General features: G+C 31.4%; 29 protein-coding genes. 6 read left to right on the forward strand and 23 right to left on the reverse strand.

Annotated features, from left to right (window positions below):
• Together LQ609_RS00530 and LQ609_RS00535 are read left to right on the forward strand one after the other, a co-directional pair.
• Positions 1-315, forward strand: a complete 315-nt coding sequence (locus tag LQ609_RS00530; protein WP_078356314.1) for a hypothetical protein — start codon at positions 1-3, stop codon at positions 313-315.
• A gap of 12 nt (positions 316-327) precedes the next feature.
• On the forward strand, positions 328-1,725 hold the full coding sequence (locus tag LQ609_RS00535; protein ID WP_078356313.1) for a phosphoribosyltransferase domain-containing protein: 1,398 nt from the start codon (positions 328-330) through the stop codon (positions 1,723-1,725).
• Between the two features lie 60 nt (positions 1,726-1,785).
• Here the strand turns inward: LQ609_RS00535 and LQ609_RS00540 are convergent, their stop codons facing one another.
• From LQ609_RS00540 to LQ609_RS00555, 4 genes are all read right to left on the reverse strand, one after another.
• The gene (locus LQ609_RS00540; protein ID WP_078356312.1) at positions 1,786-2,592 is read right to left on the reverse strand and encodes a Cof-type HAD-IIB family hydrolase; all 807 of its coding nucleotides are present in this window, start codon (positions 2,590-2,592) and stop codon (positions 1,786-1,788) included.
• Positions 2,593-2,662: 70 nt separating this feature from the next.
• Complete coding sequence (gene thrB, locus LQ609_RS00545) at positions 2,663-3,574, reverse strand: homoserine kinase (protein WP_078356311.1); 912 nt, start codon at positions 3,572-3,574, stop codon at positions 2,663-2,665.
• Positions 3,571-4,635, reverse strand: coding sequence for a threonine synthase (gene thrC / locus LQ609_RS00550; protein ID WP_115337496.1), 1,065 nt, complete (start codon positions 4,633-4,635; stop codon positions 3,571-3,573). Before thrC ends, thrB begins: the two co-directional genes overlap by 4 nt.
• A 1-nt stretch (position 4,636) precedes the next feature.
• The gene (locus LQ609_RS00555) at positions 4,637-5,914 is read right to left on the reverse strand and encodes a homoserine dehydrogenase (RefSeq protein ID WP_078356309.1); all 1,278 of its coding nucleotides are present in this window, start codon (positions 5,912-5,914) and stop codon (positions 4,637-4,639) included.
• A 197-nt stretch (positions 5,915-6,111) separates the two neighbouring features.
• Between LQ609_RS00555 and LQ609_RS00560 the strand changes: the two genes are divergently transcribed.
• A complete protein-coding gene (locus LQ609_RS00560; RefSeq protein ID WP_239734220.1) occupies positions 6,112-7,485 on the forward strand; it encodes an aspartate kinase in 1,374 nt (457 codons plus the stop codon).
• Between the two features lie 382 nt (positions 7,486-7,867).
• On the opposite strand, the gene LQ609_RS00565 is transcribed toward LQ609_RS00560, so the two are convergent.
• From LQ609_RS00565 to LQ609_RS00580, 4 genes are all read right to left on the reverse strand, one after another.
• Complete coding sequence (locus tag LQ609_RS00565; RefSeq protein WP_078356306.1) at positions 7,868-8,461, reverse strand: hypothetical protein; 594 nt, start codon at positions 8,459-8,461, stop codon at positions 7,868-7,870.
• 81 nt (positions 8,462-8,542) lie between these two features.
• Positions 8,543-8,872, reverse strand: coding sequence for a nucleoside triphosphate pyrophosphohydrolase family protein (locus tag LQ609_RS00570; protein WP_239734221.1), 330 nt, complete (start codon positions 8,870-8,872; stop codon positions 8,543-8,545).
• A gap of 4 nt (positions 8,873-8,876) precedes the next feature.
• Positions 8,877-9,761 carry an NAD(P)-dependent oxidoreductase gene (locus tag LQ609_RS00575; protein ID WP_239734222.1) on the reverse strand — a complete coding sequence of 295 codons (885 nt, stop codon included), beginning with the start codon at positions 9,759-9,761 and terminating at the stop codon, positions 8,877-8,879.
• Between the two features lie 148 nt (positions 9,762-9,909).
• On the reverse strand, positions 9,910-10,449 hold the full coding sequence (locus LQ609_RS00580) for an N-acetylmuramoyl-L-alanine amidase (RefSeq protein WP_239734223.1): 540 nt from the start codon (positions 10,447-10,449) through the stop codon (positions 9,910-9,912).
• A gap of 129 nt (positions 10,450-10,578) precedes the next feature.
• On the opposite strand from LQ609_RS00580, the gene LQ609_RS00585 reads away from it, so the two are divergent.
• On the forward strand, positions 10,579-11,502 hold the full coding sequence (locus tag LQ609_RS00585) for a diacylglycerol/lipid kinase family protein (RefSeq protein ID WP_239734224.1): 924 nt from the start codon (positions 10,579-10,581) through the stop codon (positions 11,500-11,502).
• A 139-nt stretch (positions 11,503-11,641) separates the two neighbouring features.
• Here LQ609_RS00585 and LQ609_RS00590 read toward each other — a convergent pair whose 3' ends face one another.
• The 4 genes from LQ609_RS00590 to LQ609_RS00605 form a co-directional block, all read right to left on the reverse strand.
• Positions 11,642-11,845, reverse strand: a complete 204-nt coding sequence (locus LQ609_RS00590; protein ID WP_078356303.1) for a TM2 domain-containing protein — start codon at positions 11,843-11,845, stop codon at positions 11,642-11,644.
• A gap of 185 nt (positions 11,846-12,030) precedes the next feature.
• Entirely contained in the window at positions 12,031-12,240 is a 210-nt protein-coding gene (locus LQ609_RS00595; protein WP_078356302.1) for a hypothetical protein, read from the reverse strand.
• A gap of 196 nt (positions 12,241-12,436) precedes the next feature.
• Positions 12,437-13,177 carry a sulfite exporter TauE/SafE family protein gene (locus LQ609_RS00600; protein WP_078356301.1) on the reverse strand — a complete coding sequence of 247 codons (741 nt, stop codon included), beginning with the start codon at positions 13,175-13,177 and terminating at the stop codon, positions 12,437-12,439.
• Positions 13,178-13,224: 47 nt separating this feature from the next.
• Entirely contained in the window at positions 13,225-13,713 is a 489-nt protein-coding gene (locus LQ609_RS00605; RefSeq protein ID WP_239734225.1) for a GNAT family N-acetyltransferase, read from the reverse strand.
• 131 nt (positions 13,714-13,844) lie between these two features.
• Here LQ609_RS00605 and LQ609_RS00610 point away from each other — a divergent pair, with 131 nt between their 5' ends.
• Positions 13,845-14,327 (forward strand): MepB family protein, encoded by a 483-nt coding sequence (locus tag LQ609_RS00610; protein WP_239734226.1) that lies wholly within the window; start codon positions 13,845-13,847, stop codon positions 14,325-14,327.
• 42 nt (positions 14,328-14,369) lie between these two features.
• Here LQ609_RS00610 and LQ609_RS00615 read toward each other — a convergent pair whose 3' ends face one another.
• The 5 genes from LQ609_RS00615 to hflX all read right to left on the reverse strand — a co-directional run bounded on the left by LQ609_RS00615 (position 14,370) and on the right by hflX (position 19,084).
• Positions 14,370-14,609: a hypothetical protein gene (locus LQ609_RS00615; RefSeq protein WP_115337499.1), complete on the reverse strand. Its 240-nt coding sequence runs from the start codon at positions 14,607-14,609 to the stop codon at positions 14,370-14,372.
• Between the two features lie 174 nt (positions 14,610-14,783).
• Complete coding sequence (gene glnA / locus LQ609_RS00620) at positions 14,784-16,124, reverse strand: type I glutamate--ammonia ligase (protein ID WP_078356297.1); 1,341 nt, start codon at positions 16,122-16,124, stop codon at positions 14,784-14,786.
• A gap of 18 nt (positions 16,125-16,142) precedes the next feature.
• Positions 16,143-16,499 carry a MerR family transcriptional regulator gene (locus LQ609_RS00625; RefSeq protein ID WP_016912283.1) on the reverse strand — a complete coding sequence of 119 codons (357 nt, stop codon included), beginning with the start codon at positions 16,497-16,499 and terminating at the stop codon, positions 16,143-16,145.
• An 87-nt stretch (positions 16,500-16,586) separates the two neighbouring features.
• Positions 16,587-17,834, reverse strand: a complete 1,248-nt coding sequence (locus LQ609_RS00630; RefSeq protein WP_239734227.1) for a methionine gamma-lyase family protein — start codon at positions 17,832-17,834, stop codon at positions 16,587-16,589.
• An 11-nt stretch (positions 17,835-17,845) separates the two neighbouring features.
• Positions 17,846-19,084: a GTPase HflX gene (hflX, locus tag LQ609_RS00635; protein WP_239734228.1), complete on the reverse strand. Its 1,239-nt coding sequence runs from the start codon at positions 19,082-19,084 to the stop codon at positions 17,846-17,848.
• A 108-nt stretch (positions 19,085-19,192) separates the two neighbouring features.
• Between hflX and LQ609_RS00640 the strand changes: the two genes are divergently transcribed.
• Positions 19,193-19,666: a glutathione peroxidase gene (locus tag LQ609_RS00640; RefSeq protein ID WP_078356294.1), complete on the forward strand. Its 474-nt coding sequence runs from the start codon at positions 19,193-19,195 to the stop codon at positions 19,664-19,666.
• A 67-nt stretch (positions 19,667-19,733) separates the two neighbouring features.
• Here LQ609_RS00640 and hfq read toward each other — a convergent pair whose 3' ends face one another.
• The 6 genes from hfq to LQ609_RS00670 all read right to left on the reverse strand — a co-directional run bounded on the left by hfq (position 19,734) and on the right by LQ609_RS00670 (position 26,145).
• Entirely contained in the window at positions 19,734-19,961 is a 228-nt protein-coding gene (gene hfq / locus LQ609_RS00645) for an RNA chaperone Hfq (protein WP_078356293.1), read from the reverse strand.
• 13 nt (positions 19,962-19,974) lie between these two features.
• The gene (gene miaA, locus LQ609_RS00650) at positions 19,975-20,904 is read right to left on the reverse strand and encodes a tRNA (adenosine(37)-N6)-dimethylallyltransferase MiaA (protein WP_078356292.1); all 930 of its coding nucleotides are present in this window, start codon (positions 20,902-20,904) and stop codon (positions 19,975-19,977) included.
• On the reverse strand, positions 20,897-21,844 hold the full coding sequence (locus tag LQ609_RS00655) for an alpha/beta hydrolase (protein ID WP_158079015.1): 948 nt from the start codon (positions 21,842-21,844) through the stop codon (positions 20,897-20,899). Before LQ609_RS00655 ends, miaA begins: the two co-directional genes overlap by 8 nt.
• 169 nt (positions 21,845-22,013) lie before the next feature.
• Positions 22,014-23,690 (reverse strand): glycerol-3-phosphate dehydrogenase/oxidase, encoded by a 1,677-nt coding sequence (locus LQ609_RS00660; RefSeq protein ID WP_078356290.1) that lies wholly within the window; start codon positions 23,688-23,690, stop codon positions 22,014-22,016.
• 116 nt (positions 23,691-23,806) lie between these two features.
• Entirely contained in the window at positions 23,807-25,300 is a 1,494-nt protein-coding gene (gene glpK / locus LQ609_RS00665) for a glycerol kinase GlpK (RefSeq protein ID WP_107509961.1), read from the reverse strand.
• A 26-nt stretch (positions 25,301-25,326) separates the two neighbouring features.
• Positions 25,327-26,145 (reverse strand): MIP/aquaporin family protein, encoded by an 819-nt coding sequence (locus LQ609_RS00670; RefSeq protein ID WP_078356288.1) that lies wholly within the window; start codon positions 26,143-26,145, stop codon positions 25,327-25,329.
• Positions 26,146-26,311 lie beyond the last annotated feature (166 nt).

Genomic DNA, 26,311 nt, shown 5'->3' on the forward strand with positions numbered 1-26,311 from the left:
ATGGCTGGCCAAACTAATTTATTTGATGACGTTATGAAACAAGATGAGCGCTTTGTAATTGTGGTTCAAAGTATTTATGACAAACAACCTCAACTCGTTAAAAAAACATTAAGAGAATATACAAGTTTAACAAGAGAACAGATGCAATCCTTATTTGATCATCTGAAAGATTTATATTTGAATGAACCATTTGAGGACAACCAAGCATTCTTTGACATTACTGTTTATACAAATCAAGACTATGCAGCAGACCAAATATATGCGCATATAAAAAGAAAAAAACATAGTCATGAATGGACACATACAAGCAAATAAAGGAGTAATGATATGTCCCACGTAAGCAAAGTTTTTCCTTTAGATAATGAGCAACAAGTTGAAGTAAAGGTCGTAAAAAATAGATTCGATTTTGAAATTGACGAAATGTTAGCAATAACTCAAGAAGAACAATCAGATTTCCCTTTTATCCCTGTATCACCTTGTTTAGGTTATTCTAGAGGGCTATATCCTGAACACCCCTTACTTATTGGTTTATTACTAGGCTTTTTATATCATGAATCTTTAACTGGTGAAACAGATGAACGTATTCATAATATAGCTAAAGCAATCAATAGTAAAAATCGTGGCAAAATGATTCAAGCTTTAAACACAGTAGAAGCGAACAAACTCGGTCACTATCCGCCGACACGCTTCCTTGGATTAAGTGAACGTGCAGTGAATTTAGGGCAATCCATTTTCAGTTTATTCGAAGACGATGTCATGTTTTTAGCATCAACAAGAGATAAGATCATATCACATCCACCTTTATTAGATCATGATGATATAGTCGATCCACTTGAACGTTTATTTTTCTATACAAAAGATAAAGACTTTTTTGATAATGATGAACGAATTGCAATTATTGATAACCATTTATTAAATGGTTTATCCGTATTAAACCTAATTAAAAAGATTTATGATAAATACCCTGAAAGAGAAACATTCACTGTTTTAACCCCTATAGATTTAAGATCAGCAAGTGTAAAAGAAGCTTTCTCTAGTCTCGAAAAGTCTTTAAATATAAAAATCAATATTATATCGCTTATGACTTTCAATGTAGAAATACAAGAAAAAGATAATTCAACAGAAAATTTAATTCAAAACCAACTTCTTAAAAATGAACAACATGAAACTAAAGTACAATATCATTCTTTAAGAAATGTTATTAACGATCATTTTATCGTAAAAGCACAAAACATGTTACGTGATGGTACGATACATGACAATCCATACTTTATTTCAACAGGTAGATTTACATTAACCGGTAAAGAACAACAAATCTCTGAAGAGCTATTTCAACGAATGGGAGAATTATTAAACGATTTATTAGATGATTCACCGAAACTTGTTATCGGTGTTGGTGAATTCTTGTATATCCCATTACAGATTGCTCGTTATTTACCTGGTAAAAATATAAATGTTCAAGGAACAACAAGGTTTAATTTTGATTTAAGTACATTGAAACATTCAAATAAAAAAATAAGCTTTATGTCTCCTTTAGAAAGAACAATTACACATTACCTTTATAATTTAAATATTGATCAATATGAAGAAATAATTGTTTTTGTAGAAAGACTTAGACATAAAACTGAAATTGATGATTTAGTACAACAACTAAAAATACTTGGTGCTAAATCTATCCTCGTTATAGAAATGACTTCAATTTCATTTAATGAAGATCGATATTAATAGACAAAAATAAAAATACAGATAAAACCATTGTTAATTTATGGTTTTATCTGTATTTTTTTATTGATTCAATAATTTTTCTAATGCTGTTACAATACCATCATGGTCATGATCATCTGTTACTACATCAGCTATATCTTTTATCGTATCGTTAGCATTACCCATTGCTACACCTACAGCTGCTTTTTCTAACATATCTGAATCATTTAAACTGTCACCAAAAGCGATTACTTCTGAGAAATCTGCATTGATTTGGTCAAATAGTTTCTGTAATGATTTACCTTTTGATACTTGTCCATCCATAAATTCTAAAAAGTACGGTTTACTTATTGTAGAAGAAACTTGATTATTGAATTTACCATTAAGTTCACTGTTCGCTTTTGCAATATTTTCTACATAATCTACGCCCATTACTTTAGGTACATCTCCATCAATAACCTCTTTAATATCTTCAACTTTTTTCATTGGTAGTCCTGTTAACTCACTTTCAATATTCATATAGTCATGCGTTCTATCATGTATAATTTGATCATTTAAATATGTTAAGTAAAAGAAATTATGCGTTCTACAATAGTCGATAATTTGGTATGCATCATCCCGACTAATTGTTTGTTTAAACACAACTTCGTTATCTTGTGCATCGATTACGTAAGCTCCATTATAGCTCACAATATATCCACCATTATTTTTTAAATCAAGTGCGTCAGCATGCTTCATCATACCGGCTGTAGGTCTACCAGAAGCAAGTATCAATTTCATACCTTGTTTTTGTTTTTCTTTTAAATATGTACTAGTTTTTTCACTTATTTCATTTTTTGAAGTTAAGAGTGTATCATCCATATCCATTATTATGTATTTATAAGCCATGTTTATCTCCTTAAAATATAATGATGCTTACATTCTATCATATATAGAATATAAGCATCTCAATTATCGTCTATAAGTTAATTATTTTTTGACTAACTCCATATCGATTGATAGTTACTAATTCTGATTCACAATCTTGGAATCTATTTTGTAATTCTCTTACGAGTTTACCACTCAATTCTTTTTTAATTAAAGTTAACACAGTAGGTCCTGCACCACTAATGACAGTTGCATAAGCTCCATATTGTAGAGCAAGTTCTTTAATGTTTTCAAAGTCAGGAATTAAATGTTGTCTATATGGCTCATGAAATCCATCTTTCATCATCATTTTGCCTGCTAACTCATAATTATGCTGAATTAAAGCACTAATCATCGTATTGCTAATTGCACTATATTTAACAGAGTCTTTTAAAGTTAAAGTTTCAGGTAAGACTTTACGCGCTTTTTCCGTTGATAATTCATATTCTGGAATAGTTGCAATAACATCGACTTTAGGAATATCAATATATGATACATCTGTTTGTTTCACGTCAGGATCATATACACCAAGGACTAGTCCACCATAAATCGTTGGCGCAACATTATCTGGGTGACCTTCAATTTCAGTAGCAAGTTGTAATAATTCATATTTAGATAGCTTCAAATTCGCAAAATAATTTGCTAGAAATAAACCTGTCACAAGCGCTGAAGCTGAACTTCCTAATCCTCTTGCTAAAGGAATATCGCTATACATTTTTAAATTTAAAGCGGGCATACTTTTAGAAAACTTTGCTGTTGCAGTTTGAGCAATTTTTGTAATATAGTGTTGCTCATCGTTTGGTAATCCTTGTAAATGTGGACCAATGTGTTCAAAATGCCATTGTTTATCTTCTGATAGATGCGCTTCAACTTCTAAATATTTATCAAGAGCCATTCCTATAGAATCAAAGCCAACTCCTAAATTAGCTGTTGATGCTGGTACTTTAAGCTTTAATTTCTTCATTTTAATGCACGCTCGATATAATCTATAATTGCTTGTTCATCATTCTCTAATGGCGTGATTGGAGAGTCTAACAAATCGATTGCAGTATCAGGATCTTTTAATCCATTACCAGTTAATATAGCAACAACAGTTTGATTTGGCTCTAATTTACCTTGCTCATGTAACTTTAACAAACCAGCTATCGATGCATTACTTGCAGGTTCACTAAATACACCTTCTTTGCTTGTCATAAGCTTGTATGCTTTTAAGATTTCATCATCTGTCACACTATCTATTAATCCATTAGATTCATCTCTTGCCGCTTCAGCTAGTTTCCAGCTTGCTGGATTACCAATTCTAATAGCTGTAGCTACAGTTTCAGGATTTTTAATAACTTTACCTTGAACGATTGGTGAAGCTCCTTCAGCTTGGAATCCACACATTACAGGTAAACCTGATTGTTTTAAGTTATCAAATTCTTTGAAGCCTTTCCAATATGCAGTAATATTCCCTGCATTTCCAACTGGTATAGCAAATAAGTCTGGTGCTTTACCATCAAGTTGTTCAACAATTTCAAAGGCACCTGTTTTTTGTCCTTCTATTCTATATGGATTTACAGAATTAACTAAAGCAATTTCGCCTTTTTCTGCTACTTTTTTAACAATATTTAATGCTTCATCAAAATTACCTTTAATTGAAACAATTTCTGCACCATACATCACAGCTTGAGCTAATTTACCAAGCGCGATTTTACCCTCTGGAATAACCACGATCGCTTTCATTCCAGCTCTAGCAGCATATGCAGCAGCAGATGCTGAAGTATTACCTGTAGAAGCACAAATAACTATCTTCTTGCCTTCTTCTTTAGCTTTTGCAACTGCCATTACCATACCTCTATCTTTAAATGATCCAGTAGGATTAAGACCTTCAAATTTAGCAAATAAATTAATATTTAACTTATCCGACAAATAGGGTAAATGTATTAATGGTGTATTTCCTTCATTTAAAGTTAATTTAGGTGTACCTTCATTTACAGGTAAATATTCTTTATAATTGTGAATTAATCCTTGCCATCTTCCCATTCTACTTGTCTCCTTCTATTGGATAATATTTAACAATATTTATACCATTTTCTCTTAATGTCTCAATTGGTAATTCATCAATACCTCTAATAACGACTCCATAAGTATTTTCTGTACGCTGTTCTACTTTTACACTTCTATGAAACTCTATAGCTTTTTTAATCTCATCTCTTAATTCATCTTCTTCTTTGTCATTTTCAACAATTATGAAGTGGCTGCTTTTTAATGGGAATTTAACAACTTCTTCTTCAACGATTTCTTTAGTTTGCTCAGTTTTCAGTTCAAAATGCGGAGGCAAAGTATGTAAATCAGATTCAAATTGTAAGGCTACATTTAATAAATCAGAAACTACTGCACTACCTGTAGCTAGACTACCTGCTCCTTTACCATAAAACATTGTATCTCCAACTGCATCACCAATAACGTATATTGCATTATACTCATCTTCAACATGCGCCATTTGATGGCTATTTGGAAGTAATGTAGGTTTAACACTGGCTAAGACTTTACCATTTGCATATTTACCTTGCCCTATTAATTTTATTTTGTAGCCTAATCTTTCAGCAACTTTAATATCTTCTATTTCTACGTCGGAAATACCTACTCTTTCAACATCATTCAACGATATAACTCTATTAAATGATAAATAACTCGTAATCACAACTTTACGAGCTGCGTCTACACCTTCAACATCATCTGTTGGATCTGCTTCTGCATATCCTAAATCTGTTGCAAGTTGTAAAGCTTCTTCATAAGATTTTCCTTCACGAGTCATTTGACTAAGAATGAAATTAGAAGTTCCATTAAATATACCCATAAACTGATTAATGTTGTTTGCATTCAAACCGTTATTAATCGCATTTACAATTGGTATACCTCCAGCAACGCTTGCTTCATATTTTAGTGCAACTTTATTTTTTTCTGCTAAGTCTTCCAATACTCTTAAATGTACTGCTAGCAAATCTTTGTTTGCTGTAATGACATGAATACCTTTTGATAAAAATAACTTTAACCATTCAACAGTAGGTTCTATTCCACCCATTACTTCAACGACGATATCTAATTCATCGTCATTTAATATATCGTCTATATTGTCAGTTAAATGATAACTAGAAGTATTAATTGCTCTTTTCTTGCTAACAGAGTTAACAAGAATATGTTTAATATGTATAGATTTACCTATTGTGTCTTCTATTTGCTTTTTATTTTCTTCAACAATCTTTACGACGCCTGTTCCCACAGTGCCGAGACCTAATACTGCTACATTTAATACTTTCATTTTCTCACTCACCTTAAATATATTGTTCTTGTTAAAAATACAAATGTCTACTTGAAATAGACTCAACTTTATTATAGTATAAATTCATTAAAGTTTTTTGTAAAGTTTGAATAATTAGAATTAATAGTAATATTATCATTATTTCTGGCTTTGTAAAGAGCTACAATTACATTACCCCCAGTAAAAGGACTGATAAAATGAAAGTTTCAAAATTTGGCGGAAGTTCCGTCGCAAACAGTGAACAGATTAAAAAAGTATTAAACATCATCAATTCTGATGATGAAAGAAAAATTGTTGTTGTATCTGCACCCGGAAAAAGATTTAAAGAAGATGTAAAAACGACTGACTTATTAATACGCTTATACGACAAAGTAATAAATAAATTGGATTATTCAAACAAACTACGCCAAATTATCGAACGTTATGAGGAAATTGTTAAAGAGTTGGAAATGGATTATTCTATTTTAGATGAGTTGAAAAACGACTTAGTATGTTTAATAGACACATACAACAATCAACCTGAAAGATTATTAGATGCATTAAAAAGTTGTGGAGAAGATTTTAACGCCCGTATTATCGCTCAATATAATAATCAATTGGGGTTCCCCACTCGTTATTTATCACCTAAAGAAGCAGGCATTATCGTTACTGATGAACCTGGAAATGCAATGATATTAGAATCCTCATATGAACAGATTTATCAATTACGTCAATATGATGAAACACTTATTATTCCTGGATTCTTTGGCTATTCTGAAAACAATGATATCGTAACATTCCCTCGTGGTGGTTCTGATATTACAGGAGCTATTTTAGCAAGGGGTATAAAAGCTAGCCTTTATGAAAACTTCACAGATGTATCAGGTATTTTCCGTGCAAATCCAACAGTCGTTTCTCAACCGGAAGTAATTCCAGAAATTACTTACAGAGAAATGCGTGAGTTATCATATGCTGGATTTGGTGTTTTCCATGATGAAGCTTTAGAGCCATTATATAAAGATCGTATACCTGTTGTTATAAAAAACACAAATAGACCGACTGATACAGGAACATATATTGTCAGTGAACGAGATGTATCAAACTTATCTCAAATCGTATCAGGAGTGAGTTGTGATAAAGGTTTCACTATTATAAATGTTAAAAAATATTTAATGAACAGAGAAGTTGGCTTCACTAGAAAAATATTAAGTATTTTAGAAGATGAAAATATTTCTATCGAACATATACCATCTGGAATTGATAATTTGAGTATTATCATGAGAACAACACAAATACATGGAAAAGAAGAACGTGTTTTAAACAAGATTAGAGAACAAATTAAAGTTGATGAACTAACTATTGACTATGATTTAGCAATATTGATGATTGTTGGAGAAGGGATGAATAAAGCAATTGGTACAGCAGCCGGAGCAGCAGCTGCTTTAAGTAAAAATAAAATTAATCTTAACATGATTAACCAAGGATCATCAGAAATATCAATGATGTTTGGAATTGATCAACAATATTCTGATATCGCTGTTCAAGCAATATATAAAGAGTATTTTGTTAAAGAAACGACTCAAATTATATAAGCTAATGATAAGAGCTTGGAGCATATTTCCTAACTCAAAAAAATAAGCATGTCACGTAACTGATTTTTAAAGTTTACAGTGATATGCTTATTTATTTATAAAATTCCACGATTTTGTTCGTGCATTTGCCAGGGGGTATGGTTCGAGCCTGTAGTCTCTCACGCATACTTTTCCCTCAGGCGTCAGCACTTTACAAAATCGCACTCAATATCTATTTTTTTATAAAATCTTTCGATTTTGTATGTGCATGCTTGCCTAGGGGTATGGTTCGAGCCTGTAGTCTCTCTCTCATACTATTCCCTCAGGCGTCAGCACTTACAAAATCGTTATAATTATCCATATAAATACAAAAAATAAAACATGACCCAAACAATGGTCCCATTTATGTATCTGATAATATAATTTGATTAACCTTTTCTTTGCCTATTACTTTTCTTAGCATAAAAAATTGATAATAGCTTAAATGTTGTATTAGTCTTTGATATTTATAAATATCGTCTTGTCTAAGTTCATGATATAGTTTATACATCATTTGGATCTCTGGACGTAAATACTTAATATCTTTTTCTAGACTATGAAAATATATTTTATAATCTTCAACTTCTATATTATGATCGTGACTAAATTGCCATTTCTCATCTTTCGTTTCATAAATATAAACTTTAATGATCTTACATTGTGCTTTTGTATCATAAACATAATATTTTTTATAATTATAAAGTTCTTCAAGGGATATTTCTTCCAGTTCATCTAATGGTGTTTTGACTACCAACTGATATTGGTGTTTTAAAAAATAATTGGATAGTATTTCCACTTCTTCTCTGCTAACCGTAATACTCATTATTTCTTTTGTATATGTGTATTCATTTAGAAATAAATCAATAGCACATTGTCCACAAACAATATATTGTAATGGGTAGTCAGACATTATCTGCTTTAATTCATCTATTGATAAATATTGTTCGTTTCCTTCCAATTCAGTTACCTCCTAAGAAAGCGTTTTCACTCCTTTTCATTTTATCAGTTTTGTAATAATTATCCAATAGATTTTTATTCTTTATTCTTTACGATTTAGTGAATCTTCTTTTGTAAAACCATTTGGGTAACGTTCTTTTAATTTTTCTATATTGGCTACACCTATTTCATTTAAATCTATATTAAGTGCTGATGCACAACAAGCTATATACCATAGCACATCTCCAAGTTCTTTTTTTAATTCATGCACATCTAAATCATGACCATGAAACTGATGTTTTTTGATTATATCTGCAACTTCTCCCACTTCTCCAGTTAAGCCTAAAGCACCGTTTACTAAGCTTTGTTCAGAATCATTTTTGATATCCGACATCGTTCTTAATGCAAGTTCTTGATATTTATTTAATTCCACTTTATTACCCCTTTTTAATTTGATTTTTTAACAACTGGATGACAGATTGCGTCCCATTATCATCGAATCCCGATTTACTTAGTGCATCATAAACTTCTTTAGCCTTTAGTAATCCTGGCATAAATAATCCCATTTTTTCACTTTCTTCAATCGCAATTTTCATATCTTTAATAAAATGTTTAACATAAAATCCCGGCGCATAATCTTCTTTGACCATTCTTGGTCCTAAATTAGATAATGACCAACTACCTGCCGCACCATGTTCAATTGAAGCAAATACTTTATCTATATCCAAACCTGCTTCTTCTGCGTAAATTATTGCTTCTGCTACACCTAACATGCCAGCTGCAATTGCTATTTGATTTGAAAGTTTAGTATGTTGACCATTACCACTTTTACCTTGATATACAACATTTTTACCAATCACATTGAAGATATCCTCAACTTGACTAAACGCTTCTTCATCTCCACCTACCATGATTGTTAATGTAGCATTTTTAGCGCCAATATCACCACCAGAAACAGGGGCATCTAAACTTTTAACATTATGCAATTTTGCTTCATCATATATTGTTTTGGCTAACGCTGGACTAGAAGTAGTCATATCAATAACTATACTTCCTGCCTTAGCATGATTTAAAATACCATCTTTATTTAAATAAATCGATTCTACATCTTTTGGATATCCCACTATTGAGATTATGACATCACTTTTCTCTGAGAGAACTGCAATACTTTCACACCATTTAGCACCTAACTCGACTAGTGAATCTGCTTTAGATTTCGTTCTATTAAACACGTTAACTTTATATCCATCTTGTATTAGATGTGCTGCCATAGATTTCCCCATAACACCACTACCTACAAAACCAATTGTTTTTTTATTCATCTAAAATGCCCCCTACTTTTTTCTAATACAATCATTATACCTATTTATCAGAAAAATCTAAAATATCGAGTTTTCTACTTCCCATATAACGATTAGAGGCTGAGACAATTAATTTGTCCCAGCCTCATTATAGAAACTTTTTTACCATTTAATTCAACATGTATTGCTTGATTTGACTTATGAAATAGTCTTTTAAATCATTAATGACCCATTCATCTGGTATCCCATCAACTGTTGTCTTCCAATTAGTATGAATTTCAAAAGAACGGTGTGGACATTCTGTTTCACTGAATTCAAGATGTAATTTCACTGTGTCTCTATTTGGTTCTAAATTATAATCTATCATATCTGAAGCTATAACTCTAAACGTTTCCTGTTCATTTAATAAAAATTCTTCGTCCTTACTTGAAAGAGATTCTAACACTTCATAACCTAAATATTGTTCATTGCCTATTTGATTTGCAGTGTGCCAAGCTATATTTTCAGTATCAATTGCTTGCCATTGCCCATTTCGATCAATATAATAATGCGCAATTCCTTGCACGTATCTTTCTTCAGGTGCATTTATTAATACTTCTCGCCATTCATTTGCATTCAATTCACTTGCATCATTATGAATAACAACACCAAGTAAAGGTTCGGTTCTTTTCTGCATTTCGTAATTTATATAATCATTTTCTGATGCCATCGTTATCCTCCCCTTTTTTATATAAACTTTTATTTATTTTAACATAAATAATTAATTAACTTGAAACTGTTTATACTACGCAATAAATGGTAATGTAATACTAGGAAGATAACAGGAGGTTGTATGTATATGACGCATCATTTTCATAAAGGAATTTTATTTTATCACGAAGCAGCTGGACAGGGTAATATTTTCAAAGAACTTGGACAAGTTACTGAAAACTTAACACAGCTTTGTGATGACTTAACTATAAAATTAAGTAAAGAAGAAGGACAAATAAAATCATTTTGTAAAGAAATAGCTGAAAATAATCACGTAAGTACCTATGATGTACTTTTCATTTTAGGTGGAGATGGAACATTAAATGAACTCATAAATGGTGTTGTAGAAAATAATCTTCAAATACCAATTGGAGTCTTACCAGGAGGGACTTTTAATGATTTTACAAAAACATTAAACCTTTCTCAAAAACCAATGCAAGCTTCTCAAGATTTATTAAATAGCCAAATAAAATCATTTGATATTTTAGATGTAAATGGTACATATGCACTCAACTTTGCTGGAATCGGATTAATGGTACAAAATGCTGAGAATGTTCAATCCAACCAAAAAGAATTATTAGGCAAGTTCAGTTATGTATTTTCTACAATAAAAACAGTATCAAATCCCGAAATTTATAAATATAAATTAACAGCAGATGGAAAAGAATATTCAGGAGAAACTTCAATGATATTAGTAGCCAATGGCCAAAATGTTGGCGGCAGTAAAATACCATTAGAAGATTTATCTCCAAATGACGGTAAAATGAATATATTTATCTTCGACAATCAAAACTTTAGTATTATTAACGACTTTTTCAAAGTTAAAGATAGCATGAATTGGAATGAAATAAGTGACAGTATTACACATATTTCTTGCGAATCAGCAACTTTAGCAACAGATCCAAATGCAAAGTTAGATATAGATGGAGAAATTCTATTTGAAACACCTGTAAATATCCAATTATTAAAAGACCAAGTTAAACTACTTTATTTAGATATCAATAATCAGTAATTCAAACTATATTTATAAGCAATTTCTTGCTAAAGTGCTTATAACACAGCTATGAAACTAAGATTGATAACAAAAAAACAGTAGCAATTCATTAGTTCATGAATTGCTACTGTTTTTTAATTAATATTTCAAAAACTTATTAAACCTGAATATTTCCTTGCTCATCTGCTGGTTTAAGTAGCGCTAAGACAGCACTAATAATTGCTATTACTTGTGGGATTCCCGTCCAACAAAATACTAAATGTAGCAAACCAGAAATAGGTTTTTGTGCATAAAATTTATGAACACCAAAGTTACCTAATAATAAAGCTAACGCTATATATATCCATTTATTAACTAACATAATAACCCTCCTTCAACTATAAGAACATTATATAATCTATATTATATTAATACCCTAATAAAACCTAACAATATCATGTGTTAAGTGACAATTTTGTAACATACATAATTTTAAAATCTAATTTTTGGATTTCTATATAACAAAAAAAGCCACCGACTTTGTCGACAGCTTTTTATTTAATTTCCCTAGTTCCCTAAATAATCGTTAAATTCAGCTATAAATTGTTCTTTATCATTTGATGATGGATATTGTAAACCACCTAATATAACTGACTGGCTACTTACAGTAATAAAATCATAATCAATAGAATGTTTCAAAAATATATTTTTTGCATCTTCTTGATTGTATTCATTCTCTAGGTTCTCAAATACTATAATCTTCTTATCAAAAAACATGACTGCCTCCAAATAAAACTTAATATATAAAGCTTACAAAACAATATTAAGTGAATCTAGGGTTAATTGATGTAAATTAATACTCACTTTGTTTATATACATTTTAAATGTAAAATAACAAAACAAATTTAAATGTTTTTTAATGATTATGGCCGTTTATGATTTATTAATGTATTTTTCACACTAGTTGTTCACATTATTTTATAATCATAACAATACCAAAACAAATTAATAAAATATATATATACTTTATTAATACTTGTTGATTAATCTTAGTGTTAATAATATGTCCTACCCACAAAGTTATAATAAGTAATGGTAAAATCATAATGAGTAAATACCATAAAGAGCTCGACCAAAACCCAGAAACACCATGACTAAATACTATAAAACACCCCGTAATGAAAAAGTGAACTTGAGAAATATTCTTTAAATCTGTTACATGCCATTTTTTTAAAGTACCGTAAACAATAATGGGTACACCATGACTATTATATGCACTACCTAAGATACCTGAAACGAGTCCTGCTATATAATCATATAACTTCGGTATTTGTTTATTTATTTGATAGATGTTTCTATAATGATTGATTAAGTTTATGGTTCCGTACAATAAGATGAAAATACCTAATACTTTAATAATGACATCTTCATTTGCCCATTTAACGATTAATATACCAACTGGAGCACCAATAATTGAACCAACCAACAATCTTCTTACAATTGACCAATTGAGATTTCTTCTGCTCTTAATAAATACAGGAAATGCTACCAACAAACCAACAATTGCAACAATCGAAACTGATAATTTAAAATCAATACTAAAAAGTGACAATAATGGCATAGTGACTAATGCTTCACCAAAACCAAAAATACTACGCACTAATGCGCCTAATAGTATTGATACGATAACTAATATCAAAATTGTAAAATCCATAATATCCCCTTTATTAATACACTATTAAAAAAACACTATATTTCAGCTTATTTCAATAAAATTTGATAAAAGGCTAAATCCAGCCATTTATCAAATTTATAACCTACTTTTTCAAGTGTACCTATATGTTTAAAACCTTTTTGCTTATGTAAATGTATACTACCTTCATTAGATGAATCAATACCCGCAACCATTGTTTTATAGCCATCAACTTTCGCAAGTAAAATTAAATGATCTAATAATTGTTTAGCAATACCTTGCCTTCTAAATTTAGAACTTACATAAATAGAATGTTCAATCGTATATTGGTATGCTGCCCAATTTCTAAACGGACCATATGAGGCAAAACCAGCAATCTCATTATCCTTTTCATAAACTATAACAGGTAAACCAGATTCTACTTTACTATAGAACCATTTTTTTCTTTCCTCAAGATCTGTCTGTTCATAAGTATATACAGTTGTTGTATTTAAAATAGCATCATTATAAATATCTAAAATAAACTTCAAATCATCCTCAGTTGCATTTCTAATCATGACTTGACCTCCATCGCACCTCTAATTTATTTAATCATATCAATCCAACATGAAAAGTAAAGAGCTTATTATAATAAATGATATACTTATAAATATTAAAATATAACAAAATAATTAAAGGACTTGATGAGTTGTTTGAATCAATTACATTAACAGAAGAAATATTAAAGGAACTACACCTTATTGAAAATATGAAAATAGAACCATTAAATATTGAATATGAGAGTTGTCATTATCAAATAAATGATAAAACATATAGAAGTAGACGCGCAAAAAAGACACCAAATAAACAGGGTTACTTTGTAGTATTTTGGATAAAAGACGAAAATAATAAAAATAGACCTTACACATATGAAGAAACATTAGATAAACTTATCGTTACAATAATTGATGAAAGAAAAAAGGGGCAATTTGTTTTTCCTAAGGATCTATTATACAAGAAAAAAATAATTAGCAGTAACAACATAACAGGAAAAATGGCTATGAGAGTATATCCAACTTGGGAGGATAACTTAAACAAAACCGCTTCTCAAACACAAAAATGGCAAAAAGATTATTTTATAGATTTATCAGATAAAGTTGATATTAGAAGATTAACTGAATTATATTATTAATTGGTTTAAGTCTAGTAAAAATTATTTATATTTCATTACTTATTACTTTAAAAGTAAAGTAGCAATACTAACCACTAGTGATGCTATACCAATTATTGCAGGTATACTAATTCCTATCCAAAATCTGGTTGTCGTAACTTTATTATCATTTATCTCATTTTTCAACTCACTAATCGCTGTTTTTATTTCTGACTTAAGTGACTTCTCAAGCATATTTAATTTGGTATCCATATGTTTTTGGTGTAGCTTGAATTCAGGTCTTGTTACATAATCGTTATTCATAAAGGTACCTCCAATTTGTAAAGTTTGTTTATGTAAGAATATAGTAACATAACACGCATATTATATTCTTTTTATTTTATATTATAATATTATAGAATTGAAATCAAGTTAATATCGTTAAATTTTTGTAATAAAAAACCCCCTCAAAGCATTGAGCTTTGAGGGGGTAAGCAATTAATATTGCTTCATATATTGTTCTCTTTCCCATTCAGATACTTGGGTACGGTAGTAATCCCATTCTAATGATTTAGATTGTATGAATTGGCGATAGATATGATTTCCTAATGCTTTTTTAACAACTGGATTTTCTTTCATTGCTTTAACAGCTGTATAAAGTGTTGAAGGAAGATCTTGAACGCCTACTGATTCACGTTCTTCTCTATCCATTTCATAGATGTTTTGATCTACTGATTCTGGAGGTGTTAATTTATTTTTAATTCCATCTAATCCAGCTTCTAAAATTGTAGCTAATGCTAAATATGGATTAGCTGCTGGGTCAACTGATCGAATTTCAACACGAGTTGATAATCCGCGTGACACTGGAATTCTCACTAATGGTGAACGGTTTTGTCCACTCCATGCAATATAACATGGTGCTTCATAACCTGGAACTAAACGCTTGTATGAATTTACTAATGGGTTACATACTGCTGTAAACCCACGCGCATTTTTCAAGATACCTGCAATAAAGTGGAAAGCGTCATCTGTTAACTGCATTTCTCCATTTGGATCGAAGAAAGCATTTTCTTTACCATTGAATAAAGAAACGTTAAAGTGCATTCCGCTTCCGTTTACACCAAATAATGGTTTTGGCATGAATGTTGCATGCAAATTATGTTTACGAGCGATTGTTTTTACAACTAATTTGAATGTTTGAATGTTGTCACATGCTGTAATTGCATCAGCATATTTGAAATCTATTTCATGTTGACCTGGTGCTACTTCGTGATGACTTGCTTCGATATCAAAGCCCATATCTTCTAATTCTAATACGATATCACGACGACAGTTTTCACCTAAATCTGTTGGTGCTAAGTCAAAATAACCACCATTATCATTTAATTCTAATGTTGGTTCTCCTTTTTCATCTAATTTGAATAAGAAGAATTCTGGTTCAGGTCCTAAGTTGAAATCTGTAAATCCTAACTCTTCCATTTCAGCTAATACACGTTTTAAGTTTGTACGTGGATCACCAGGGAATGGATTACCGTCTGGACTATAAATATCACAAATTAATCGTGCTACTTTCCCTTTACCTGCTGTCCATGGGAAAATTACCCAAGTATCTAGGTCAGGACATAAATACATATCCGATTCTTCAATTCGCACGAATCCTTCAATTGAAGAACCGTCAAACATCATTTCATTGTTTAAAACTTTTTCTAATTGTGAAATTGGTACCTCTACGTTCTTGATTGTTCCTAAAATATCAGTAAATTGTAATCTTAAATAGCGTACGTTTTCTTCGTCAGCAAAACGAAAAATATCTTCCTTTGTAAATGTTTGTTTAGCCATGTGATTATCCTCCAGTTTTTATTTAAAAAATCTTGATAAATCTCCACGATTAAGTGGTCCTTCTGTTTTAGAAGTTCCTCTAATTACACGTTCTCTCATCTTCAGTTCTTCATCAGAAAGGTCATTTTGTTCTTGTAAAAGAATTTGTTTTATACCTTTCATATTAAATCCCTTTTCGATAAGATTTTTAATTTCAAGTAATCGCTCTAAGTCATTTAAAGAAAATAACCGTTGATTACCTTCAGTCCTTTTGGGTGAGACTAGTTCGTTGCTTTCGTAATATCTGATTTGTCTTGCTGTTAGCTCAGTTAACTTAATCACTACACCAATGGGAAACACGGCCATGTTTCTTCTAATTATGTCTCTAGACAGCACGACCGCCTCCTTCATTTAAGAACTTAAAATAAATTTAGCACATAAATTTTCAGAAAACAAATAAATGTTAGAAAACCTTACATAAAATTAAAGTTTAACAAGTTGACTGTTTATTAAATTTTCTACCGCTCTTTTAATTGCAATTTTAACATGTTCATATGTTAATCCACCTTGTATATATGCTTCATATGGCGCTCTAATAGGACCATCTGCAGTTAATTCAATTGATGATCCTTGTATAAATGTACCTGCTGCCATAATGACATCATCTTCATAACCTGGCATATAACTAGGCAAAGGACTAAAATGCGCATTGATTGGGGATGCATGTTGAATCGACTGACAAAATGCTATCATTTGTTCTTTTGTTTCAAAAGTAACGGACTGTATAATATCTGTTCGCTTATCTTTATAGTGTGGTGTTGTTGCCATTTTTAATTTCTGTAATAATAGTGAAGTAAATAGTGCACCTTTTAAACTTTGACTGACTACATGTGGCGCTAGAAAGAAACCTTGATACATATCTGGCAAGTTTCCTAAAGATGCACCCGCTTCTTTGCCGATTCCTGGTGCTGTTAAACGATATCCACAACGTTCGATTAATTCTCTTTTACCTGTAATGTACCCGCCTATTTTTGCTAGTCCGCCACCTGGATTTTTAATAAGCGATCCTGCCATAATATCAGCACCTATTTCAATAGGTTCTCTATCTTCAACAAATTCTCCATAACAGTTGTCTACAAATATAATCATATCCGGATATTTCTTTTTTATATGTTTTATTGCATATTCAATTTGATCGATTGTTAATGAAGGTCTAGAGCTATACCCCTTTGATCTTTGGATTGCAATAACTTTTGTACATTCATTTATGCTTTTTAACACAGAATCTATGTCTATTTCATTATCTTTTAAAGGAACTTCATTATATAAAATACCTTGCTCCAAGAAACTTCCGATTCCGTTTCCATTAACGCCAATTACTTCTAACAGCGTATCATATGGTGTACCTGTTATATATAACAACTCTTCACCATATTTAAGCTGACTATTAAGTGCTAATGTGATAGCATGTGTGCCTGAAATAATTTGAGGTCTTACTAAACTATCTTCAGCTTTAAATACCCTACTATAAACATCTTCTAAATGATCCCTACCAATATCATCATAACCATAACCAGTTGTACCTACTAAATCAGATTCAGTAATTTTCACATCATGAAACGCATCTAATACTCTCTCTTGAGCAATTAATGCATTTTGTTCTATCTTATCAAAATATGGTCTTAATTCTGTTTCTACATCTGTAATTAAATTGTTTAATTTTTGTTCCATTTTTCAACCTCTTATTTCTGTTTATATCCTTTAACAAGATATGAATTTGATGCTTCATCAAAATCCATTGTCTCAACTAAAGTATGTGTTCTTTGCCAATATAATTGATCAGCATTTGATGACGGAATCGTCATTTCATAATATTCCATTGTTTCTTCTATCATTTGTACTAATTTTTCTTTCATTATAACTTTATCTTGAACATTTTTTGCAGAAACAAAAATTGAATGTTCTGAAACAGCTAAATGCGCTCCTTGAACCATATCTTTTTTATTAAATACAACGAGCATTGGGATATGTCCCATCTCTAACTGATTGACTAATAACATAACTGTTTCATATTGCTCCATATGATGTGGATGACTTGCATCAACTACATGAATTAACAATTGAGCATATTTCGCTTCTTCTAATGTTGATTTAAAAGCTGCAATAAGTGTCGTTGGTAACTTTTGAATAAAACCAACCGTATCTGAAATTATCACATTAAATCCATTATTTATTGTAATTGCTCTTGATTTTGGATCTAGTGTTGCAAAAAGCAAATCTTGTTCAAACGTTTCGTCATTAGATAACTGATTGAACCATGAAGACTTACCAGCGTTTGTATACCCTATAAGTGCAACTTGATATGCTTGATTGTGCTGTCGTCGCTCTCTATATCTTGAGCGGTGTGAAACAATAGTTTCTAATTGATGCTTTATTTCATTCATTCTAGTCCGTATATGTCTTCTATCAGTTTCTAATTTTGTTTCACCAGGTCCTCTTGTGCCTATCCCTCCACCAAGTCGAGATAAACTTTTTCCGTGACCTGATAACCTTGGTAGCAAATAATCTAGTTGGGCTAACTCAACTTGTAATTGCCCTTCTCTACTAGATGCTCTTTGAGCGAAAATTTCTAGTATAAGCTGCGTTCTGTCGATTATTTTCGTATTAAATAACTCATCTAAATGTTTAGATTGTCCAGTTGTTAACTCGTCATTTGCAATTATGGCATTAACATTTAAGTCATTTAATTCTATATATTCAATCACTTCTTCAATTTTCCCTTTTCCAAAATAATACTGTTGGTCCGGTCTGTCTCTTTTTTGAGTGAATATTTCTATCACTTCAAGTTTACTTGTAGCCGCTAAAGATTCTAACTCATCAACTGTTGATTGAAAAGTAGCTTCATCAATTCTTTTATCTTGAAATGCTAATAAGATTACCTTCTCAGTATCATGTTTAGTAGATTTCATATCATTCTTCATTTTATCACGCTCTCTTTAATTATATTTTAACATATAAATCAGTATGCATATTGATATGACTTTTATAAATTTACGACTATAATGGTAATAAGAAAAGGAGTGATTGCAATGTCAATTTATGACTTCGAAGTTGCGAAAACAAACGGTGAGAGATATTCATTGTCTGAATATAAAGGGAAAGCAATTTTAATCGTTAATACTGCTAGTGAATGTGGTTTCACTCCACAATTTGAAGGATTAGAAGAGCTTTATCAAGATTATAAAGATAAAGGCTTTGTCGTACTTGGTTTCCCTTGTAATCAATTTGGCAATCAAGAACCTGGAGACTCATATGAAGCTTACCAAAACTGTAAATTAAACTTTGGTGTAACTTTTCCAATGCATGAAAAAATAAAAGTAAAAGGTTCTGAACAACATCCACTATATGAATACCTTACGCTTGCGAAAAAAGGTATATTAAATGGAGCTATTAAATGGAACTTTACTAAGTTTTTAGTAAACAAAGATGGTGAGGTCGTTAATCGCTTTTCTCCACAAAAAAGTCCAGATCAATTAAGAAGTTCAATAGAAGAATTATTATAAATTTAAGAGGTTCTAAGATAGTATATTAAACTACTATCTTAGAACCTCTTAATTACATCACAGGACTTTATTCATTGTCTTTATTTTCTTCGTCTTGTGTATCTACGAAAGTTGAAATAGCATGTTTGTAAATTAGATTTTCTTTCCCTTGAATATCTAAAAGTACAACATTATCGTCAAAGTTGACAATTTTGCCTTTCATTTGAAATCCATTCAGTAAAAAGACTGTTAATTCAGTACCATCTGATTTGAATTTCTCCAACAATACTTCTTGAATATTTTCTTTCTCTGCCATATGACTTTCCCCTTCACTTGGATAATTGGATTACGTTGTCTGCGATTTCTGATAAAGACTGTTTATCCCGTTGAAACCAAGTAACATTCATTTTATTTTTAAACCATGTCATTTGACGTTTGGCATATCTACGTGAATTTTGCTTGATTTGTTCTTTTGAAGTTTCTATATCTATTTCTCCCTTTACAACAGGTATTAATTCTTTGTATCCAATTGCTTGCATACTTTGAGAATTTTCATACCCTTTCTCAACAAGATTAGACACTTCTCTTAATAATCCTCGCTGCAACATCATGTCTACACGCATATTAATTCTTTCATATAATATTTCGCGCGACATTTCTATCCCAATTAATATTGTACTATATTTTCCAGAAAATGTCTGGCTTTTCTTTCGTTCACTTAAAGTTTTTTTTGTTTTTAAGTAATATTCAATTGACCTTTCAACTCTTTTGCGATTGTTTGGATGCACTGTTGACGCAGTTTCTGGATCAATTTGATAAAGATAGTCATGCAATTCATTATTTTTGAAATTAGATAATTTATTTAATTTATTATTTATAATTTCCATTTTTTCAGAACTTATTTCTTCTTCTTCAAGCTGATAATCATATAATACTGACTGAACATATAGCCCAGTTCCACCAACTAATATAGGTAACTTACCTCTATTATGAATATCCTCAACTACTTTTGTAAAATCTTGTTTAAACTTGTAGACAGAATAAGGTTCATCGGGTTCATAAACATCAATTAAATGATGGACTACACCCTCTTTTTCTTCTTCTGTAACTTTGGCAGTACCAATGTCCAAGCCTTTATATATTTGAAAAGCATCACCATTTATAATTTCACCATTTAAAGCTTTAGCCAATCTAATACTTAATTCAGTTTTCCCTACAGCAGTTGGTCCAACTATTGCAATTAATGGTTTATCATTCATTTGAAGATTCCTCTTTTTCTAATTGTTTAATTTGTAAATTCAACCAATTATATAAATGTTCATAAACGGCGTATTGATTCGTTTCAAATAAAACTTCATGACGTTTATTCTTATATAGTTGCACTGTGACATGTTTAACACCTGAACGTTTATAAATAGATGCTAATTGTTTAATACCTTGTCCAAAACCACCAAAATGATCTTCTTTACCTGATACAAGTAATATAGGCATATTTTTATTTTGCACCTTTATGAAATTTGATTTTTTAGTTTGGACTGTAGCTCTAACTGTCTCTAAAAGGATTTTGTGTGATACTGGAAATCCTGCAAATTTATCTTGCTCATATAGTTCACGGTTCTCATCACTTTGACTAATCCAATTATTATCTTTGTTTAAATCTTTATGTTGACGGTTAGTAGTTTTGAATGCAATATTGTTAATAAATTTAGACTTAGTACGACTTCCCAAAAATAAATTCACTACTTTTAGAGCGTATAAGTTCATTTTGCCGCGTAAATTCGAATAAACTACAGTACCAGATAAGATTAATATATCAACATCATCTGGGTAATCATGTACGAATTTTCTTGCAATTAGTGAACCCATTGAATGACCTAGTAATATATAAGGTAAATCAGGATTCAATTCATTTTTAAATGTATCTCTTATTTCTTTAGTATCATCAACTAAATCTTGTAATGAATTGAAATGACCTCTCGTTGATTCTTCAATGTTAATACCATGTCCACGATGATTATGACGAATAACATGAAAGCCTCTTTTACATAAATACTCAACTATAGCGTCATATCTATCTTTATGCTCAGCTACACCGTGCAATATATGTATAATGCCTATAGGTTTTTCATCTGTTTTATCTATGGTAACTTCTAACGTCTGTTCTGTTGACAGAGTAATTCTATGATTAAAACGTCTCAAAGACATACGCCTCCCTTTTGAATCATTATATCAAATTCTATACTGATAAAAATATATTACCTGCTTTCTCTGATAAATAAAAAAGCTGAGACAATTAAATGTCTCAGCTTTTTTATGCGCATGCTTTTCCCGCAGGAGTCAGCGCAAAAAAATACCAAATATTAACAAATTATTTTATGATTGCTGGTTGATCGTTTGGATTAACCGCTTCTTTAATAGCTTGTTCTAATTCATCTTTATATAAACGTTTACTGTCATTATCATAATTTAATACTTTTGCCATTACTTCAACAATAGCATCTTTATGTTCTAATACGTAACTAATATCAAAGTATAAACGTCCTGAACGACGTACTAAGAAGTCTGTTGGTTTATGAACCATTTCTTTTTGAATACTATAAATCACTTCTGCGTATACTTCGATTGGCAAGTTTACATCCGCAACTTGTGTAGCGTGAGCAATTTCAAATACTTCGTCAACGTTTGAACCATATTTTCTAGCTAAATAACGTGCAGCATCTTCAGAAAGGTTGTAGTTTTTAGCTTCTTTAACTTTGCTTTCTACAAATGATTCATAATTTTTACTACCACCAACGTTACCACCAGAAATGTAAGTTTCTTTAGTGTTACAAGGTTTAAATGTTAATTTGTAATCTTCTTTAAGACGTTTACTTAATAAGTCAACAATGTCTTGAGCCATGTGACGGTAACCTGTTAATTTACCACCTGCAATTGTAAGTAATCCTGAGTCACCTTCCCATATTTCATCTTTACGAGATATTTCTGAAGGATCTTTACCTTTTTCAAAGATTAATGGTCTTACACCAGCCCATGTAGATTCTATATCTTTATCTTCAACTTTAACTGTTGGGAACATATAGTGAATCGCATCTATTAAATATTGACGGTCTTCTTCTGTAACTTTAGGTGATGATTTATCATTGTCATATATTGTATCAGTTGTACCAACATATGCTTTTCCGTCTCTAGGAATAGCAAAAATCATTCTGCCATCATTTTCAGTATCAAAGTAAACAGCTTGTTGTAATGGGAATTTACTTTGGTCGATGACAATATGAACACCTTTAGTTAATCTAAGTTGTTTATTGTTTGTTGAGTAATCTTTCCCTCTTACTTCATCTACCCATGGACCTGCTGCATTAATAACTCTTTTACCTTTAATTTCAAAAATTTCATTCTGTAATAAGTCAGTAGCTTCTATACCAGCAACTTTGTTCTTTTTGTTGTATAAAAATTTGTTTGATTTTGCATAGTTAATAATATCAGCACCGAATTCACGTGCACGTTTCATAACTTCAATTGTTAAACGAGCGTCGTCTGTACGGTATTCAACATAATAGCCACCCGCTTTTAAGCCATCTTGCTTAACTAGAGGTTCTTTGTTAATAGTTTCATCTCTATTTAACATTGTACGACGTTCTGATTTTTTAACTCCTGCTAAGAAATCATATACTTTTAAGCCGATAGAAGTTGTGAAAGGTCCCATACTTCCACCTTTATGCAATGGTAATAACATCCATTCTGGTGTTGTTACATGTGGTCCATTTTCATAAACAATTGCTCTTTCTTTTCCTGTTTCAGCAACTACGCCTACTTGGAATTGTTTTAAATAACGTAATCCACCGTGGACTAGTTTAGTACTTCTTGAACTTGTACCTTGAGCAAAGTCTTGCATTTCTACTAATGCTACTTTCATTCCACGTTGAGATGCATCTAATGCAATACCTGCACCAGTAATACCTCCACCTATAACGACTACATCATATTCTGTATTCTTAAGTTGATCTTTAACCTGGTTGCGGTTTAACGCTGATAATTGTTGCATAATCATTTCCTCCTATAAAATGTAAAAAAATGAGAGACTCATCCCTACAATAAATTGTACGAACAAAGCCTCTCACGTCTCTACGGAATATTAACTTACCTTAATGATAACACAACTTAATCTAATTTAAAAGCTTGAGTGGCTTTTACTGCAGTTTTCCAACCTTTGTAAAGTTTTTCTCTTTCTTCTTCTTCAAGTTCAGGTTTGAATTCTGTTTCTAATTTCCATCTTTGTTGTATTTCATCTTTTGATTTCCAGAAACCTACCGCTAATCCAGCTAAGTAAGCAGCACCTAGTGCAGTAGTTTCATTTACTTCAGGTCTTTCAACCGGTGTGTTTACAATATCTGCTTGGAATTGCATTAAGAAATTATTCTTAACTGCTCCGCCATCAACTCTTAATGTCTCAACATTAATACCAGAGTCTTTTTCCATTGCTTCTAACACATCTCTTGTTTGATAACATAATGACTCTAATGTTGCTCTAATGAAGTGTTCTTTTTCAGTACCACGTGTTAATCCGAAAATGGCACCCCTAGCATCAGCATCCCAATATGGTGTACCTAAACCAACGAATGCTGGTACAACATAAACGCCTTCAGTAGATTTAACACGTTTTGCGTATTCTTCTGAAGCTGGAGCAGATTTAATCATTCTTAATCCGTCTCTTAACCATTGGATTGCAGATCCAGATACAAAGATACTACCTTCAAGTGCATAGTTTACTTTTCCATCTAAACCATATGCTAATGTTGTAAGTAATCCACTATCAGATTTCACTGCTTTTTCACCTGTGTTCATTAACATGAAACCACCAGTACCATAAGTGTTCTTAACATCTCCACTTTCGAAACAAGCTTGGCCAAATAATGCAGCTTGTTGGTCACCAGCTACTCCAGCAATCGCAATTTTTTCACCGAAGAAATGATGTTCTTGTGTATAACCATAAACTTCACTTGATGGTTTAACTTCAGGTAACATTGATTTTGGAACATCAAGATATTCTAATAATTCTTCATCCCATTTTAAGTCGTAAATATTATACATTAATGTTCTACTTGCATTTGAATAGTCTGTTACATGCGTTTCTCCAGTAAATTTCCAAATTAACCATGTATCAATTGTACCGAATAGTAAATCACCGTTTTCAGCTTTTTCTCTAGCACCTTCAACATTATCTAGAATCCATTTTACTTTTGTACCTGAGAAGTAAGGATCTAATAACAAACCTGTTTTCTCTTTAAATATTGGTTCTAAATCTTTAGATTTCAAATCTGCACATATGTCTTGTGTTTGTCTAGATTGCCAAACAATTGCATGGTATACAGGACGACCAGTATTTTTATCCCAAACAACTGCTGTTTCCCTTTGGTTAGTAATTCCAATACCTTCAATTTGGTTAGGACTAACGTTATTTTCATTCAACACACTAGAAATAACTGCTAGAACAGATGTCCAAATTTCGTTTGCATCATGTTCAACCCAACCGCCTTTTGGAAAGTATTGCTTAAATTCACGTTGGCTAACAAATTTGATAGTTCCCTCTTTATCAAATAGTATAGCTCTTGAACTTGTTGTACCTTGGTCAATTGATAAAATGTATTTTTCCATATTAAACACTCCTATAAATTTGTTTGTTACAGAATTTCAGAAACTTCACCTTTTAGTAATGCTTTATTCAATACAATACCGAATAATACGACAACAACTGTAAAGATGAGTGAGAAAATAACTAAACCATTAACAACCCCGTTAAATAAAATGTTGTACAATGCTGCACCAAGCATACCACCAGCAATAGGTCCTAAAATTGGAACAACTGCATATTTCCAGTTTGAACTTCCTTTACCTGGAATTGGTAATAACATATGCATAATACGTGGACCAATGTCACGAGCTGGGTTAATTGCATAACCAGTCGCACCACCTAAACTTAAACCAATCGCTACGATTAATAAACCTACGATAAGTGGATTTAAACCGTCAGTAAATTTATTAGCTCCTATAAACAATAATCCCATAACTAAGATCATAGTTCCAATAATCTCACTTAAGAAGTTGGCAACATAGTTTGGATATGAAGGTCCAGTAGAGAATACTGCTAATTTCGCACCTTGATCTTCAGTTTTTTTCCAATGTGGTAAATATGTAGCCCATACAAGTGCTGCACCAATCATGGCACCGATCATTTGAGCAATGATGAATGGAACGACTTTAGACCATGGGAATGATCCGTCAATTGCAAACCCAAGTGTTACTGCAGGATTTAAATGTGCTCCCGAAACATTACCAGCTGCATAAACACCTAGCATAACAGCAAGCCCCCAACCTAACGAAATAACGATCCAATCTGCACCTTTACCTAACGCACCTTTAAGGTTAACGTTAGCACATACACCGCCACCAAATAATATCAAAATGGCTGTACCAATTACTTCCGCTAAAAATTCACTCATATTAAACACCCTCCTAATATTTTTCGTGCTAATACATAAAAATCCCTCTACGAACTTACAACTATACCTATTATTCGCATAATTAATTATACAAATTTATCGCATAGTGTTTTGTCATAGAGGGTCTCATTTACTCATCTCATATATTAACTTAATTAGAAGTATA

The organism is Mammaliicoccus sp. G-M28 (assembly GCF_022386595.1).
Classification (GTDB): Bacteria; Bacillota; Bacilli; order Staphylococcales; family Staphylococcaceae; genus Mammaliicoccus; species Mammaliicoccus fleurettii.